Origin of the sequence: Phenylobacterium deserti, assembly GCF_003254705.1 — a bacterium.
Taxonomy (GTDB): Bacteria; Pseudomonadota; Alphaproteobacteria; order Caulobacterales; family Caulobacteraceae; genus Phenylobacterium; species Phenylobacterium deserti.
Map to the genome: position 1 here is coordinate 267,739 of NZ_QFYR01000005.1, position 14,948 is coordinate 282,686.

16 protein-coding genes are annotated in these 14,948 nt (G+C 68.6%); all 16 read right to left on the reverse strand.

From position 1 onward, the window contains the following. Positions 1 to 26: 26 nt before the first annotated feature. The 16 genes from DJ018_RS17985 to DJ018_RS18055 all read right to left on the reverse strand — a co-directional run bounded on the left by DJ018_RS17985 (position 27) and on the right by DJ018_RS18055 (position 14,893). Positions 27 to 1,271: a BON domain-containing protein gene (locus DJ018_RS17985; protein WP_111516353.1), complete on the reverse strand. Its 1,245-nt coding sequence runs from the start codon at positions 1,269 to 1,271 to the stop codon at positions 27 to 29. Positions 1,272 to 1,391: 120 nt separating this feature from the next. Next, on the reverse strand, positions 1,392 to 2,924 hold the full coding sequence (locus DJ018_RS17990) for an acyl-CoA carboxylase subunit beta (RefSeq protein ID WP_111516354.1): 1,533 nt from the start codon (positions 2,922 to 2,924) through the stop codon (positions 1,392 to 1,394). Positions 2,925 to 2,997: 73 nt separating this feature from the next. Beyond that, complete coding sequence (locus tag DJ018_RS17995) at positions 2,998 to 3,762, reverse strand: hypothetical protein (RefSeq protein ID WP_111516355.1); 765 nt, start codon at positions 3,760 to 3,762, stop codon at positions 2,998 to 3,000. Between the two features lie 89 nt (positions 3,763 to 3,851). Further along, positions 3,852 to 4,580 (reverse strand): ATP12 family chaperone protein, encoded by a 729-nt coding sequence (locus DJ018_RS18000; RefSeq protein WP_240609605.1) that lies wholly within the window; start codon positions 4,578 to 4,580, stop codon positions 3,852 to 3,854. A gap of 81 nt (positions 4,581 to 4,661) precedes the next feature. Beyond that, the gene (locus DJ018_RS18005; RefSeq protein ID WP_111516356.1) at positions 4,662 to 5,651 is read right to left on the reverse strand and encodes an RluA family pseudouridine synthase; all 990 of its coding nucleotides are present in this window, start codon (positions 5,649 to 5,651) and stop codon (positions 4,662 to 4,664) included. Then, on the reverse strand, positions 5,648 to 6,031 hold the full coding sequence (crcB, locus tag DJ018_RS18010) for a fluoride efflux transporter CrcB (protein ID WP_111516357.1): 384 nt from the start codon (positions 6,029 to 6,031) through the stop codon (positions 5,648 to 5,650). The genes DJ018_RS18005 and crcB overlap by 4 nt, the downstream gene beginning before the upstream one ends. A gap of 41 nt (positions 6,032 to 6,072) precedes the next feature. Then, positions 6,073 to 6,564, reverse strand: coding sequence for a CC0125/CC1285 family lipoprotein (locus DJ018_RS18015; RefSeq protein ID WP_111516358.1), 492 nt, complete (start codon positions 6,562 to 6,564; stop codon positions 6,073 to 6,075). Between the two features lie 49 nt (positions 6,565 to 6,613). Further along, positions 6,614 to 7,393, reverse strand: a complete 780-nt coding sequence (locus DJ018_RS18020) for an RluA family pseudouridine synthase (RefSeq protein WP_111516359.1) — start codon at positions 7,391 to 7,393, stop codon at positions 6,614 to 6,616. Next, positions 7,393 to 8,703: a replication-associated recombination protein A gene (locus DJ018_RS18025; RefSeq protein ID WP_111516360.1), complete on the reverse strand. Its 1,311-nt coding sequence runs from the start codon at positions 8,701 to 8,703 to the stop codon at positions 7,393 to 7,395. The genes DJ018_RS18020 and DJ018_RS18025 overlap by 1 nt, the downstream gene beginning before the upstream one ends. A gap of 18 nt (positions 8,704 to 8,721) precedes the next feature. Further along, positions 8,722 to 10,134 carry a Do family serine endopeptidase gene (locus DJ018_RS18030; RefSeq protein ID WP_111516361.1) on the reverse strand — a complete coding sequence of 471 codons (1,413 nt, stop codon included), beginning with the start codon at positions 10,132 to 10,134 and terminating at the stop codon, positions 8,722 to 8,724. A gap of 73 nt (positions 10,135 to 10,207) precedes the next feature. Then, complete coding sequence (locus tag DJ018_RS18035; protein ID WP_111516362.1) at positions 10,208 to 11,467, reverse strand: TCR/Tet family MFS transporter; 1,260 nt, start codon at positions 11,465 to 11,467, stop codon at positions 10,208 to 10,210. 52 nt (positions 11,468 to 11,519) lie between these two features. Continuing rightward, positions 11,520 to 11,684, reverse strand: a complete 165-nt coding sequence (locus DJ018_RS19285) for a cupin domain-containing protein (RefSeq protein WP_165842971.1) — start codon at positions 11,682 to 11,684, stop codon at positions 11,520 to 11,522. Then, entirely contained in the window at positions 11,662 to 11,901 is a 240-nt protein-coding gene (locus DJ018_RS18040) for a hypothetical protein (RefSeq protein WP_111516363.1), read from the reverse strand. The genes DJ018_RS19285 and DJ018_RS18040 overlap by 23 nt, the downstream gene beginning before the upstream one ends. 30 nt (positions 11,902 to 11,931) lie before the next feature. Then, on the reverse strand, positions 11,932 to 13,179 hold the full coding sequence (locus tag DJ018_RS18045; RefSeq protein WP_111516364.1) for an alkaline phosphatase family protein: 1,248 nt from the start codon (positions 13,177 to 13,179) through the stop codon (positions 11,932 to 11,934). A 96-nt stretch (positions 13,180 to 13,275) separates the two neighbouring features. Next, positions 13,276 to 13,692 carry a 50S ribosomal protein L17 gene (rplQ, locus tag DJ018_RS18050; RefSeq protein ID WP_111516365.1) on the reverse strand — a complete coding sequence of 139 codons (417 nt, stop codon included), beginning with the start codon at positions 13,690 to 13,692 and terminating at the stop codon, positions 13,276 to 13,278. Positions 13,693 to 13,876: 184 nt separating this feature from the next. Further along, complete coding sequence (locus DJ018_RS18055; protein ID WP_111516416.1) at positions 13,877 to 14,893, reverse strand: DNA-directed RNA polymerase subunit alpha; 1,017 nt, start codon at positions 14,891 to 14,893, stop codon at positions 13,877 to 13,879. Positions 14,894 to 14,948: the final 55 nt, after the last annotated feature.

The window sequence follows — 14,948 nt, forward strand, 5'->3', positions numbered from 1 at the left end:
GTCGCTGGAGGGCGCCTGGTCCATTCTTACTTCGGCTTTTCGCCGCTCTTCGGGTCGATCGAGTTGTCCGTGGCGTTGCCATAGGAACGCTCCGCCAGGGCGCCGGTCGAAGTGCGGCCGGAAAGGCCGCTTGCGCCGTTGTTGCCTGGGTCGGTGGCCGCTTCGTTCCGCTGCATCTCGGCTTCCAGGGCGCTGGAGCCGAAGCCTCGGCCAGAGCCGGTGAGCCCCGAGGCCTGCGTCACGCGCAGATTGTTCTGCACGTGGCTCACACCCGAAATGTTTTCCACCAGCTGCTCGGCGCGGTGTTTGTCGGCGCGGTTTTCCACGCTGCCGGACAACGTCACCTCGCCGTTCTCGACCTTGATCTCGATGTGCGAGGCGTCGAGCCAATGGTCGTCCGTCAGCCGATCATGGGCCTCTTCGTTGATCCGCTCGTCTGACCGGCGATAGTTCTTCGGGCCTCTGCCACGATGGCTTTGGGTCTCCGGCTCGAAGCGGCGTTCGCGTCCGAAATCCTCCTGGAAGTCGCGGCGCTCGTTGCTGGGACCATCGTCCATGTAGCGGTCGCCGCGGAACCACGAGCTGATCTTCTGGCCGACGTTTCGCAGGGACTGCCCCGCCTCGCGGGCGCGCTCCTCGAACTGATCGCTGCCGCCACGTTCGTCGCGTGACTGCGACCAGCGCTCCTGGCCTCCGTGCGAGTCGCGACGGCCAGCGTCGCCGTAGCCCCGCTCGTAGTCGTAGCCGCCAACACCGCCGCCGAAGGTGGGCGGCCGGCGCTGCTGGTCGAAACGGCCGGCGTCGTAGCCGCGCGGCACGTCACCATACTCGCGGCTGCCCTGGCCGTACTCTTCCCGATAGACCGACTGCCGCTGGTCGTCGCCGTAGAAGCGACCGCCCTGCGTGTAGTCCTGCTGGTTGAAACTCGGGGAGCGCTTCGGCTGGGCGCGATATCCGCTCGGGCGACCGCCGCCGGCGCCGCGTCCATAGCTTTCACCACCGCCATAGCCGCCGCCCGCGCCGTATGCGCCGCCGCCGGAGGCCACCCGCGAACGGCTGCTGAAGTCGTCGTGGCGTTCGCGGTCATAGCCGCCCTGATAGTCGCGCTGGTCGCCGCCGTAGCCGCCCTGCTCGCCACCATCCTCGTAGGACTGGAAGCTGCGGTCTTCGCGGTCGCTGTAGTCTTCGCCGCCGCGTCCGTAGTTCTCCGAACGCCGCCAGTCGCGATCACGCCATTGGCGGTCGCGCTCGTCCATCCACCTGTCGGCCATGATCGGCCCTCCGTTGTGAGCTGGGTTGGGGGCGCATTGCGCCTCGACCGCAGAACACGGTGACGCCAGGGCGGTTCCGAGCTTGCGCCGGCGGCGCGCCGCGCCGCCTGCCCGAAACTCTTACAGCGGGATGTTGTCGTGCTTCTTCCAGGGATTCTCCAGGTGCTTGCCCCGGAGGTTCTTGAGGGCGGCGACGATCCGCCGGCGCGTTCCGTGCGGCATGATCACGTCGTCGATGTAGCCCCGCTGGGCGGCCACGAAAGGATTGGCGAAGCGCGCCTTGTACTCGGCCTCGCGGGCGGCGATCGCCTCCGGATCGTTGGCCTCGGCCCGGAAGATGATCTCCACCGCGCCCTTGGATCCCATGACCGCGATCTCCGCCGTCGGCCAGGCGTAGTTGATGTCGCCGCGCAGGTGCTTGGAGCTCATCACGTCATAGGCGCCGCCATAGGCCTTGCGCGTGATCAGGGTGATCTTCGGCACGGTGGCCTCGGCGTAGGCGAACAACAGCTTGGCGCCATGGCGGATCAGGCCGCCCTGCTCCTGGCGCGTGCCGGGCATGAAGCCGGGTACATCCACGAAGGTGATGATCGGGATCTCGAAAGCGTCGCAGAAACGCACGAACCGCGCCGCCTTGCGCGAGGCGTCGATGTCCAGAACGCCGGCGAGCACCTGCGGCTGGTTGGCGACGATGCCCACCGGCTGGCCGTCCATGCGAGCGAAGCCGCAGACGATGTTCTTGGCGAAGTCCGGGCTGATCTCGAAAAAGTCGGCCTCGTCCACGACCTTCAGGATCAGCTCCTTGATGTCATAGGGCTTGTTCGGATTAGCCGGCACCAGGGTGTCGAGCGAGGGCTCCTCGCGGCCAGGATCGTCGAAGCTGTCGCGGACCGGCGGCTTCTCGCGATTGGACGACGGCAGGAACTCGATCAGTCGACGGACCTGGGTCAGCGCTTCCAGGTCGTTGTCGAACGCGCCGTCCACCACGCCCGACTTCATGGCGTGAACGCGGTAGCCGCCCAGCTCCTCGTGGGTGACCTCCTCGTGGGTCACCGTCTTCACCACGTCCGGGCCGGTGACGTACATGTAGCTCGTGTCCTTCACCATGAAGATGAAGTCGGTGATGGCCGGCGAATAGACGTCGCCGCCGGCGCACGGGCCCATGATCACGCTGATCTGCGGGATGACGCCGCTGGCCAAAGTGTTCTCGAGGAAGATGTCGGCGTAGCCCGCCAGCGCCTCGACACCTTCCTGGATGCGGGCGCCGCCGGCGTCGAACAGGCCGATGATGGGCGCGCCCATCTTCAAGGCCTGGCGCTGGACCTTCAGGATTTTGCTGGCGTGAGCGCTGGAGAGCGATCCGCCGAAGACGGTGAAGTCCTTGGAGAAGACGAAAACGGTGCGGCCGTTGATCGTACCCCAGCCGGTGACCACGCCGTCGCCGGGGATCTTCTGGTCGGCCATGCCGAAGTCGGTCGCGCGATGCTCGACGAACATGTCGAACTCCTCGAACGAGCCCTCGTCCAGCAGCAGGTCGATCCGCTCACGGGCGGTGAGCTTGCCCTTGGCGTGCTGGGCGGCGATCCGCCGCTCGCCGCCGCCCAGGCGGGCGTTGTCGCGGCGACGTTCGAGCTCTTCGAGGATGTCCTTCAACGCAAGCGTCCTTCCCTTGTGGCGCAAGGCGTAAGGGCAGCGGCGGAAGGTGGCAAGCTCGCGCCGGCGAGCCTTAAGCCATGCGGTTGACGGCGAACGGATTGGGCGGACCGTAGAGCCCGGCCATCTGGAACTGGAACAGGCTCATCTGGGTCGCCTGCAGCAGCGCCAGCGCCGCCTGCCCTTGGGCCACCGTCTTCACCACCTGCAGTTCCACAGGCGGCGTATAGGCCCGTCGCGGCGCCTCGCCTCGCTTCGAGAACGGGAGAGGCTGCGTGCGCCGGATCGGGCTTTCGTGCAGCTGGTCACGAACGCGCTCCAGGAAGCGGATGGAGGGGCTTGCGCCGCTCGTCGTCGGCTTCGGCTTCGGGACCGTCACCACCGGCGGGGGTTGAACCACCACGGGTGGAGGCTGGGTCACGACGGGCGGCGGTTGGGTCACCACCGGCGGAGGCTGCGTCACCACGGGCGGCGGGTTGCTCACCACCGGCGGAGGGTTCGTAACGGGCGGATGCTGCGGGCCGCCCTTCGGCGGGTGGAGCTTATCTTTCCAGCGGTCCAGCAGATCCTCGAACAGATCCTCCAGCCGATCACCCACTGGCCCGGGCACGCGATCCAGAACATGCTCGGCCACGTCCTGCAGCTTCAGCAGGGCGGACAGGGTGTCCTGCGACAGAGCCGGGGTAGCGCGTGCCGGTTGTGCGGACTGGGCCGGTGTCGCGGGCGGGTGAGGGCCACGCTGGGCAACCTGGCTCGTCTTCGATGCAGCCGCAGCGCGCGCGACCGCAAGGTCCCGCATCAGCCCAGCCACCCCGACGTTGACCGCCACCTTGGTCACCCCTGCAGTCCTCCCGCTCCGTTTCGGCACACGCGCCGTTCGACGGAGAGACAGGACGCAATCGCCGGACCAGCCGGCGGGGTGATTGGTTAAGTGCGCAGGGCCTTGAACCAGCGCTCGAGGGCGGCCGCCTCGCTGCGGAGCCGATCGGTGCGTTCGGCAGCTTCGGCGTCAACGCCCCACTGCTCCTGCTGGAACGCCTCATCGAGACGGGACAGCTCGAAGGCCTGTTCCGCGGTGATCCAGCTGCGTTGGACCGCGATGGCCAGGATCGAAGAGCCGAACAGCGCCGCGCCGAACGCCAGGCCAGCCAGGCCGAAGTCGTCCAGGCCGAGCGCGATCTGGCGCACTCGCTCCAGGCTCTCCTCCGGTTGGCGCTGGTGGATGATGCCGGCGGCGCGCACGAAGCTCAGGCGCGCTTCCTCTTCGGCCCGCAGCAGGACCGCGCCCCACTGCTCCGTCTGCCGCTCCACCAAGGCCTGAGGCTCCTCGGCGAAGTAGAGCAGCAGGTCGGAGGCGGCATAGTCCATCACCTGCCCCGCGGTGGCTTCACGCGAGTTCGGCACGGCGCCCGTGGCCGTGTTGGCCAGGCGCGTGGCATGCATGTCGGCCATCTCGATTGTCTCGCCCTGCGCTCGCCACTCGCCCGCGATCTCTTCGGCGAGAGCGGCGGTGGGGAGCACAAGGCGCACGCCGCCCGGGGTGCGCAGGTTGCGGCCGTCCAGCAGCACGCCAAAGCCGCCGTCGACCGGCGTCGTCTCGACCGTCTTGTAGAACCGCTTCGGCTTCTCGACCGGTTCGTGGAATCCCTTTTGCAACGTCGTCCTCGCATCCGCGCCCGTGTGGCGCATGATCACGGAATGGGGAGCCGCCTGCTCTGGTGCAAGCGGTGCTGCGGCTTAGCGCCGGCGCTTCTCGAAGGGCTCCGGCTCGGCCTCGTCTTCCGCGAAGCCGAAGCGCTCGAACCCGGACTTCATCTCCGGGCTGAGCGGCGCTTCCAGGATCAAGGTCCCGCGCGACGGGTGCGGCAGCTCCAGCCGCCGTGCGTGCAGCTGCAGCTTCAGCCCGCCCGAAAGCTCCAGGCTGGGCTCGTTGTGGTACTTGGGATCGCCAAGGATCGGATGCCCCATGGCGAGCATGTGGGCTCGCAGCTGGTGGGTCCGGCCTGTGTGGGGCCACAGCGCCATCCAGGCCACCTTGCGGCCGGCGTGGCTGAGCGTCACGAACTCGGTCTCGGCGGTTTCGGCGTCCGGGTCCTTGGGATCCGCCGGGACCACCATCTCGCGATCCCCGACGCCGCGCTTGGCCAGGGGCAGTTCAAGCACCCCCTCGCCCGGCTTTGGCATGCCCGCCACCAGCGCCCAATAGATCTTCAGCGTGCGCCGACGAGCAAAGGCTCCTGCGAGCTTGGCGGCCGCGCCCGGCGTCTTGCCGAGCACCAGGACGCCCGAGGTGTCGCGGTCCAGCCGGTGCACCAAGCGCGGTCGCTCCAGCCCTTCGCCCCAGGCGCTGAGCAGACGGTCGACGTGCTTGGTGGTCTTGGTGCCGCCTTGGACCGCCAGTCCCGACGGCTTGTTGAGCGCGAGGACTTCCTCGTCCTCGTAGATCACCAGGGACTTGGCGTAGGCGACGTCGCGCGGGTCCAGCCCCTGCTTGCGCTCGCCGGGCGCCGGCGCGTCCGGCAAGGGCGGCACGCGGACCTGCGACCCGGCCGTCAAACGCGTGTCCGGCTTCACCCGAGCGCCGTCGACGCGGATCTGGCCGGAGCGGGTCAGCTTCTGGATCTGGATGTGGTTGAGCTGCGGCCAACGGCGCTTGAACCAGCGGTCGAGGCGGACCCCGTCTTCGCCCTTGTCGACATAGAGGGTGCGGACTTCGCGCGTGCTCATGCCAGCACCTTTCGCATCAGGATCAGTCCCGCGAACAGCGCGACCACAGAAAGAACCACCGAGCTCACGCTGTAGAGAGCCGCCTGGCCATAGGCGCGCGTCTCGAGCATGCGTACGAGCTCCAGCGAGTAGGAGGAGAAGGTGGTGAAGCCGCCGAGCACGCCGACCGCGAGGAGCAGCCGCCAGCGCTCCTGGTCCGCCCCGCCGCGCTGGGCCAGAACGCCGACCAGCAGGCCCATGGCCAGGGCCCCGAGCACATTGGCCAGGAAAGTGCCGTACGGCCATCCAGAGCCGAGCGCACGGCTGGCCTGGACGCCGAGCAGGTAGCGGCAGATCGCACCGAACGCGCCGCCTGCTCCGACAAGGAGGAGATTCAACATTGGCCCCTTATGCGACGGGCGGGCTCCCGCCGCAAAGGAACTCAGACAGGCGCGCCCAGGGAGCCGCGGATGGCCCGCGCGTCATAGACGTCCAAGCCTGGCGGCTTGGCGCCCCGGCCCATGAACACCTCGACGGTGGCCGCGAACGAAGGGCCCGGCCCGAGGTTGAAGCCTGTGCCGACGCCTAGGCCGACGGCGCTGCGGCGGCCGTAGTCCCCGCCGCCGACGCCGACACCGATGCGTGGGCCGCTGCCGGCCGACACCTGCCGCACCATCCGGTCGGACACACGGAACCAGTCATAACCTTCCGCCAGAGCCAGATCGGCGGCGCGGCGCAGTGCGAAGTCGGTGACCTGTTCGGGAGGCGCGCCGCCGCCGCCACGGAAGGTGATGCGATAACGGCCCGGCTCGATCCTATAGTCGGTGAAGCCCACGGCGTTCGGCCCGGCGGCAGGCTGGTAGAGCGTCGGCGCCGTTGCGCAGGCGGAAAGCGCCATTGCGGCGGCGAACGCGGGGATGAGCAGGCGTTTCATGGTCTCACGTCCGAACGAAAACCGTTTGGGTTCCGTCACTTCGAACGAGCTACGGACCTAGCTGTTCCGGTTGGAGCAGGCCGAGCTTGGCGGCTAGCTGCGTCATGTCTGCAGGAACGGGGGCTTCCAGGCGCTTCAGCCCTCCCCGTGGATGCGGGAAGACGAGTGCGAAAGCGTGCAGCATCAGACGCGGCGCCGGATGGCCGCCCACGACCAGGGCACCGCCGTACCGCACATCGCCGGCGATCGGGCGGCCGATGCTCGCCAGGTGAACGCGAAGCTGGTGCATGCGGCCGGTCTCCGGCTCCAGCTCCAGCAACGCCGCCTGCTCGCCTGCCGCCAGGGTGGCGTAGCGGCTGCGGGCCGTCTCAGCGTCCGGATGGTCCGGCGCGCAAACCCGCATGTAGGCCTCGCGCCCTATCTCCTCGCGGCGCAGGGCGACGTCGATGACGCCTTGGCGCAGGTCGGGCGCGCCGGGCGTGACGATCGCCCGATAGGTCTTGGCGAACTTCCGGGCCATCAGCGCCCTCCCCAGGAAGCTCGCCGCCGGCTTGGTCTTGGCGGTGAGGATCACCCCCGAAGTGTCGCGGTCCAGCCTGTGGATCAGGCGCGGGCGCGCCTTCCCAGGCTTGGCGAAAGCCCACAGCAGTTCATCAAGGGTGTTCACCTGGCCCCGACCGCCTTGGCTGGACAGGCCAGACGGCTTGTTCAGCGCCAGGATGTCCTCGTCCTCGTACATGACGAGGCTCCGGACGAGCTTGACCTCCTCCGGCGACAGCTTCACGGGCTTAAGTTCAGGCGCACGCGCGCCCTTGGCGGGGCGCGCCATCAGGAGCGGCCGCTCCGCTCGCTCCGCAGCGCCGCCCAGCGCTCCAGGCGCTCCTTGATCCGGGCTTCCGTGCCTTCGCCGCGCGGGCGGTAAAACTGACGACGCTCCATCCCGTCCGGGAAGTAGTTCTGCCCGGAAAAGCCCTGCTCGGCGTCGTGGTCATAGTTGTAGCCCTTGCCGTAGCCGAGGTCCTTCATGAGCCGGGTGGGCGCATTGAGGATATGGCTGGGCGGCATCAGCGACCCGGTTTCCTTGGCCGCCCGCATGGCTTCCTTGTAGGCGACGTACACGGCGTTGGACTTGGGCGCAGCGGCCAGATGCACCGTCAACTGCGCCAGGGCGAGCTCGCCTTCGGGACTGCCCAGAAAGTCGTAGGTGTCCTTGGCCGCGTTCGCCAGAACCAGGCTCATCGGATCGGCTTCGCCGATATCCTCCGCAGCCGCCCGGATCAGTCGACGGGCGATGAACAGCGGGTCTTCCCCACCCTGCAACATGCGCGCGAGCCAATAGAGCGCCGCGTCCGGATCCGACCCCCGGATGGATTTGTGAAGGGCGGAGATGAGGTTGTAGTGCTCTTCCCGGTCCTTGTCGTAGGCCGGGCTGCGCTTCTGCAGGATTTGGCCCAGCTCCTTGGTCGTGAGCGGCTTGGCCGTTCCGATGTTGAACAGGGTCTCAGCCAGCGTCAGCAGATAGCGACCGTCACCGTCGGCGAGCGCCACCAGGGCTGAACGAGCCTCCGGCTCCAGGGGCAAGGCGCGGCCTTCATGCGCCTCGGCCTTGGCCAGCAGACCTTCGAGCGCCACGTCGTCCAGCCGCTTCAGCACGAACACCTGGCTTCGCGACAGCAAGGCGCCGTTCAGCTCGAACGACGGGTTTTCCGTCGTCGCTCCCACCAGGGTGACGATCCCCTCCTCCACGAACGGCAGGAAGCCATCCTGCTGGGCGCGGTTGAAGCGATGGATTTCGTCGACGAACAGCAGGGTCGCCTGCCCCGCCTTGCGGCGCATCCGGGCGGCTTCGAACGCCTTCTTCAGGTCTGCGACGCCTGAGAAGACCGCCGACAACTGCTGGAATTCGTAGCCGGCTTCCTTGGCCAGCAGGCGGGCGATGGTGGTTTTGCCCGTGCCAGGCGGCCCCCAAAGGATCATCGAGGCCAGGCGATGGGCCTCCGCCATCCGGCGGATCGGCCCATCGGGTCCCAGCAGGTGATCCTGCCCAACCACCTCGTCCAGCTTCTGCGGGCGCAGGCGCTCGGCGAGCGGGGTCGGGGCCTGAGGCGTCAGGCCCGCGGCTTCGAACAGGTCGGACATGGCCGACCTCCTAGCACCTTATGCCCGGAAGGTCGCGGTCACCTGCTGGCCGCCCCGCTCGATGGTCACCTGCCAGACGCCGACACGCCGGCCGGTGGCGTTGATCAGGTCGCGGACGGTGCGGATCGGCTGGCCATTGACGGCGCGAACGATGTCGCCCGGACGCAGGCCCACACGGGCAGCCGGCCCGCCGCCGATGTCGGCGATCAGCACGCCCTGTCCGGCGAAAGGATCGACACCGAGTTCGGTGGCGACCGCCGGCGACAGGTTGACCACGCGCGCGCCGGTGAAGGGGCTCGTACCGCCGATCACCTGCTCGTCGCGGGCCGGCGTGGCCGGCGGCAGTTCGGCGCGCACCGTGACCTGCTGTTCGCCGTTCGCGCGGCGGACGCCCACCCGGACATTGTCCCCCGGCCGGTGGACGCCGAAGGCGTAGTTGACACCGCCTGCGTCGGCCACAGGGTTGCCGTCCACCGAAGTGATGACGTCGCCCTGGCGAATGCCGGCCCGGGCGAACGGGCCGCCCGGCCAAACATCGGCGACCAGTGCGCCGGCGGGAGTGGCTAGGCCAAGGCTGGAGGCGATCTCGGGCGTGACGCTCTGCAGGCGCGCGCCGGGCCAAGGCTGCACGAAGCTCCGCCCGCCCCCGACCGCCGTCTCCACGACCCGGCGAACGAGCTGAGCTGGGATCGCGAAGCCCACGCCGGACGAGGTGCCCGAGCGCGACAGGATGAAGCTGTTGATGCCGATCAGGTCGCCGTCCATGTCGACCAGCGCCCCGCCCGAGTTGCCGGGGTTAATCGCGGCGTCGGTCTGGATGTACGACGAGGCCGCATCGCCCGACGGATCCGCCGTTCGGTTCAGGGCCGAGACGATGCCGTTGGTCACCGTCTGCCCCACGCCGAAGGGGTCGCCGATGGCCAGCACGAGGTCGCCGACCTGGGCGTCGCCCGTGTCGTCGATGGCCAGGGTGGGCAGGCGCTCGCCCGGAGGCAGGTCGATCTTGAGAACCGCAAGATCCGTGCGCGGGTCGGCCAGCAGGATGCGCGCGGTGAAGGCGCGGCGGTCGGCCAGCGAGACAGTGATCTCCTGACCGCCCTCCACCACGTGGGTGTTGGTGACGACCACGCCGTCAGCGCGGACAATGACGCCCGAACCCAGCGAGCCTTCGATCCGGTTGCGCGGCGCGCCCAGGCCGAACATCTGCCAGAACGGATCCACCTGCTGCCGCACGAGCCTCTTGGAAGAGATGTTGACCACGGCTGGCGCGGCCTTCTGCACGACGGGTGCGAAGGACTGCTTCATGCCGGCCGCGCTGGTCGGAACGGACCGCGTCGGCTGGGGCATGGGGGTCTGCGCGGCGCTGTTTCCACCCGGCGAACAGGCGGCGAGGACGGCAAGAGCGGGAATCAGGACGCGGTAGGCGCGCATGGGGTCTCCGGCAGTGAAGGTCGAGCCACTGTCTCAACGTTTCAGGCGCAAATTTGGCGAGCGGCTCGGCCGTTTATAAGGGGCCCGAGGCCGCCGGCCGGGTGGCGGGCGCCGGTGCAATACGCACGCCGATCAGGAAAGCTCCCGCCAGCAGGGCGGCGGCTATGAAGATCGGAAGCCCCGGTGAGTGCAAGGTCGCGTCGTGACGGACCGCCCAGGCGAAGACCAGCCCGAACAGCACAGGGCCGACCACCGAAGCGATGCCCTGCAGCCCCTGCAGCGCGCCCTGCAGCCTGCCTTGCTCATGGCCCTCGACCCGGCGCGTCATCATCCCCTGCAGGCCCGGCTGCAGCAGGTTGATGAACGCGAACACAGGCGCAGCCGCAAGGTAGGCTGCCCCGGTTGGTGCGAAGCCGTAGAGGGTGAAGCCCAAGGCGCCCATGAAGGCGCCGATCAGGAGCGCCCCGCGCTCGCCGACCCGCGCCACCACCGGGCCGACGGCCATGGTCTGGACCGCCACGCCCAGAAGCCCGGTGCCCATCATGGTCAGGCCCATGACGCCCGGACCCCAGCCATAGCGATAGCCGGCGTAGAGCACGAAGATCGCCGGCAGCACCGTGTGCGCCAGCTGGAACAGGAAGGAGATGGAGGCCAGGCCGAGCAGCTCGCCATGCCGGCGCAGGAAGTCGAGGGCGCCGAGCGGATTGGCGCGCCTCCAGTCGAAGCGCGCCACCCGCCGCTCCGGCGGCAGGGACTCTGGCAGGATCAGCAGACCGTACAGCCAGTTGGCGCCGGTGAGCGCGGCGGCGGCGAAGAACGGCAAGCGCAGGTCGATCTCGCCCAGCCACCCGCCGAACGCCGGCCCCAGAATGAAGCCGAACGAGAAGGCCGAGCCCATCCAGCCGAAGGCCTTGGCGCGCTGATCCGGCGGCGTAACGTCGGCGAGGTAAGCGTTGGCGGTGGAGAAGCTGGCGGCGGTCAGGCCGTTGATGACCCGCCCGACGAAGAGCCAGGCCAGGCTCGGCGCCAGGGCCATGAACAGGAAGTCCACGCACAGACCGAACAGCGAGATCAGCAGCACGGGACGGCGGCCGATGCGGTCGGACAGCATGCCCAGGGCCGGCGCGCAGAACAGCTGCATCAAGCCCCAGGTGGCGCCGAACACCACGTTCCACTGGGCCGCCTCGGCGGTGTCGCCGCTGGTAAACTGCTTGAGGAGGTTTGGAAGGATCGGGATCATGATCCCGAATGAGACGGCGTTCATCAGCGCGCTGGCGAAGATGAAGCCGAAGGCCGGCGCGCGCGAGGCTCGCCCTGGTCTTTGATCGGTCATCGCGACTCCCCTCGCCCGACCATGGAAGAGCCGGCGAGCTGGCGCAACGGCGTTAGGCGGCGATCGGCCGATGCTGGCTGCCGGCCCCGTAGGTGATCGCCAGCAGCCGGCTGTGCTCAGGCACCAGGGCGCGGTGCCAGACGCCCTTGGGCATCACCAGGGTCGAGCCGGCCGAGAGCTCCACCCGCCGCTCCTCACCGCCATCGTCGAGGATCATGGTCATGCGCTTCAAGGAGCACCAGGATCTCGTCGCCCTCAGGGTGCATCTCCCAGTGCGGCCAGTCCGCGCCGCCGGCGTAGACGCCGACGAGGTTGGTCAGGATGGCCGGGTTGCCGTCCATGGTTTCCCAGAACCCCGGGTCGACGGGATGGACCGCCACGCGGCCCTGCCCGTCCAGGCTGAGGTAGGTGGTCTCGAGGTCGAAGGTCGGCATGCCTCAATGACGGCGCAACGCGGCTGTCCGTCAAGGCGCGAGGGTGGGGCCGAGTTCGCGCAGGTCGCCGTCGTTGGGTTCGGGCCGGACGCCGGCGAGGCGGGCCAGCACCGGGTAGACGTCGACGTTGTCGAAGACTGGCGGGCGGGCGCCGCGGCGGAAGCCGGGGCCTTTGGCCAGGAACAGGGCTCGCATCTCGGGGGCGAAGGGGTCGTAGCCGTGGTTGCCGTGGTCGGTCCGGTGGGTGGCGGCGTAGGCGCGGGTGGTGATCTCCCATCCTGTATCCGGAAGACAGAAGTAGGGAGGGACCCTGCTGTGTTTTCCATACAGGTAGCGGGCGGGGATTTCGGCCTTGCGCCAGCACTGCATGTGGGCGTGGGGCTGGATCAGCGCCTTGTCGACCTGGGTCTCGAAGCCGGGCTGGGGAAAGGCGCTGAGGAAGGCGCCGGCGGTCATCTGGCGCAGGGCGCCGGCCGGCAGGAGATCGTCCAGCCAGATGCGACGGTCGGGCGAGGTGGACGCCATGCCGTGGTCGGAGACGATGACGAGGTTGGCGCCTAACCCCCGCGCGCGGAGGCCTTCGACGAGGCGGGCGATGGCGGCGTCGGTGTTGGCGATGGCGCGGTTCACCTCGGGCGAGGTCGGGCCGAAGTGATGGCCGGCGGTGTCGACCTCCTCGAAGTAGAGGGTGAGGAAGCGCGGGCGCTCGGCGGGCGGCAGGTCGAGCCAGGCGAGGACTTGGTCGACGCGGGCGGTGGGCGTGACGTCCTCGTCGTAGAGCCGCCACTGGCTGGGGCGGACCCCCTGGATGACGGTGTCGGAGCCCGGCCAGAACATGGTGGCGGTGCGCACGCCCTGACGCTCGGCCGAGACCCACAGGGGCGCGGCGTTCCCCCACCAGCGCGGGTCGGCCACGGCGGCCTTGTTGGACAGGGAGAACTTCACGCCCGGAATGGCGGCGTCCTCCATGTTGTTGTCGACCATGCCGTGCCGGTCGGGCCGCAGGCCGGTGACCAGGGTCCAGTGGTTGGGAAAGGTCTTGGACGGGAACGACGGGCGCATGGCGGCCAGCACCCCGCCCTGGGCCAGGCGGCTCATGGCCGGGGTGAGCCCCCGATCCAGGTAGTCGGGCCGGAAGCCGTCGATGGAAACCAGGATGGTGGGCGCGACCTGCCTGACGTGGCTGACGTGGGCGGGCGCCGAAGGCGGACGGCTGGCGCAGCCGGCGAAGGCGAGAACGGCGCACAGCGCCAGCAACATACGCAACGGGTTACTCATGGCCGCTTCCTAGCCGCCCAGCGTGACGAGCGCGCAACGAAAAAGCCCCGGACATCGCTGTCCGGGGCCTGTTCTGAACCGAGAGGTTCGAAAGTCTTATTCGTCGGCGAAGGCGGCCTGGGCCACCGGACCGGAGTCCTTGCCCTTTTCCGACGGGTCGCGATCGACGAACTCGATCACGGCCATCGGGGCGTTGTCGCCGTGACGGTAGCCGGCCTTCAGGACGCGGATGTAGCCGCCGTTGCGCTCGGCGTAACGCGGGCCGAGCACGCCGAACAGCTTGCCGACTTGTTCGACGTCGCGGACCTGGCTGATCGCCTGACGGCGAGCGTGCAGGTCGCCGCGCTTGGCGAGGGTCACCAGCTTTTCGACGAAGGGACGCAGTTCCTTCGCCTTGGGCAGGGTGGTGACGATCTGCTCGTGCTTGATCAGGCTCGCCGACATGTTGGCGAACATCGCAGTACGGTGGGCGGTCGTACGACCCAGTTTGCGGTGGGCTTTGCCGTGACGCATCTTCTTATCTCCTGGGCCTTAGAGCCCCTGCCGGACGCTCCCGATCTCACGGGCTTTCGTCCTACCTCGCCAATCCCGGCCTGCTCCCGCCCGGGTTCAACACGAAGCGCCGGAGCCCTCCACCGCTGTTGCGGCTTCATCGGGCCCAAGCCGCGAAAGCGGCCCGGAGTCGGCGCGAAAGCGATTACATCTGGTCTTCGAACTTCTTCGCGAGCTCTTCGATGTTCTCCGGCGGCCAGTTCGGCACGTCCATGCCGAGGTGCAGACCCATGCCGGCGAGCACTTCCTTGATCTCGTTGAGCGACTTGCGCCCGAAGTTCGGGGTGCGCAGCATCTCGGCTTCCGTCTTTTGGATCAGGTCGCCGATGTAGACGATGTTGTCGTTCTTCAGGCAGTTGGCCGAACGGACCGACAGTTCCAGCTCGTCCACCTTCTTGAGGAGGGCGGGGTTGAACGGCAGTTCCGGCTTGGCTTCGCCTTCGACCTTCTTCTTCGGTTCTTCGAAGGTGATGAAGATCTGCAGCTGGTCCTGGAGGATGCGGGCGGCGTAGGCCACCGCGTCAACGGGGCTGACCGCGCCGTTGGTTTCCACTTCCATGATCAGCTTGTCGTAGTCGAGGCTCTGGCCCTGGCGGGTGGGCTCGACGCGGTAGGCGACGCGCTTGACCGGGGAATAGAGCGCGTCGACGGCGATCAGGCCGATCGGGGCGTCTTCCGGACGGTTCTGCTCGGCCGGGACATAGCCCTTGCCGGTCTGGACCGTGAATTCCATGCGAACGGTCGCGCCCTCATCGAGGGTGCAGAGCACATGGTCGCCGTTCAGGATCTCGATGTCGGCCGGAGCGTCGATCTGGCTGGCGGTCACCGGGCCGGGGCCCGTGGCGCGCAGGGTCATGCGCTTCGGGCCTTCCGAGTGCATGCGGACGGCCAGTTGCTTGATGTTCAGGACGATGTCGACGACGTCTTCGCGCACGCCCTCAAGAGAGGAGAACTCGTGCACCACGCCGTCGATCTGGACGGCGGTCACCGCCGCGCCTTGCAGCGACGACAGCAGGACGCGGCGCAGGCTGTTGCCCAGCGTCACGCCGAACCCGCGCTCGAGCGGTTCGGCCACCAGACGCGCCTTGCGGCTGGCGTCGGCGCCGGTCTCGATCAGCGGCTTCTCGGGACGGATGAGCTCGTTCCAGTTTCTTTCGATCACGGGGTGTCCCTCGAAACGCAGGATCGCCGGCCGCAAACGCGGTCCGGCGCCTCGA

Excerpts from the sequence above, each read along its gene's own strand:
- DJ018_RS18015 (WP_111516358.1), bottom strand. The coding sequence starts at position 6,564 with ATGAAACGCCTGCTCATCCCCGCGTTCGCCGCCGCAATGGCGCTTTCC.
- DJ018_RS18040 (WP_111516363.1), bottom strand. The coding sequence starts at position 11,901 with ATGCCGACCTTCGACCTCGAGACCACCTACCTCAGCCTGGACGGGCAG.
- DJ018_RS18025 (WP_111516360.1), bottom strand. The coding sequence starts at position 8,703 with ATGTCCGACCTGTTCGAAGCCGCGGGCCTGACGCCTCAGGCCCCGACC.
- DJ018_RS18005 (WP_111516356.1), bottom strand. The coding sequence starts at position 5,651 with ATGAGCACGCGCGAAGTCCGCACCCTCTATGTCGACAAGGGCGAAGAC.
- DJ018_RS18035 (WP_111516362.1), bottom strand. The coding sequence starts at position 11,467 with ATGACCGATCAAAGACCAGGGCGAGCCTCGCGCGCGCCGGCCTTCGGC.
- DJ018_RS18030 (WP_111516361.1), bottom strand. The coding sequence starts at position 10,134 with ATGCGCGCCTACCGCGTCCTGATTCCCGCTCTTGCCGTCCTCGCCGCC.
- DJ018_RS19285 (WP_165842971.1), bottom strand. The coding sequence starts at position 11,684 with ATGATCCTCGACGATGGCGGTGAGGAGCGGCGGGTGGAGCTCTCGGCC.
- DJ018_RS18020 (WP_111516359.1), bottom strand. The coding sequence starts at position 7,393 with ATGGCGCGCCCCGCCAAGGGCGCGCGTGCGCCTGAACTTAAGCCCGTG.
- DJ018_RS17985 (WP_111516353.1), bottom strand. The coding sequence starts at position 1,271 with ATGGCCGACAGGTGGATGGACGAGCGCGACCGCCAATGGCGTGATCGC.
- crcB (WP_111516357.1), bottom strand. The coding sequence starts at position 6,031 with ATGTTGAATCTCCTCCTTGTCGGAGCAGGCGGCGCGTTCGGTGCGATC.
- rplQ (WP_111516365.1), bottom strand. The coding sequence starts at position 13,692 with ATGCGTCACGGCAAAGCCCACCGCAAACTGGGTCGTACGACCGCCCAC.
- DJ018_RS18045 (WP_111516364.1), bottom strand. The coding sequence starts at position 13,179 with ATGAGTAACCCGTTGCGTATGTTGCTGGCGCTGTGCGCCGTTCTCGCC.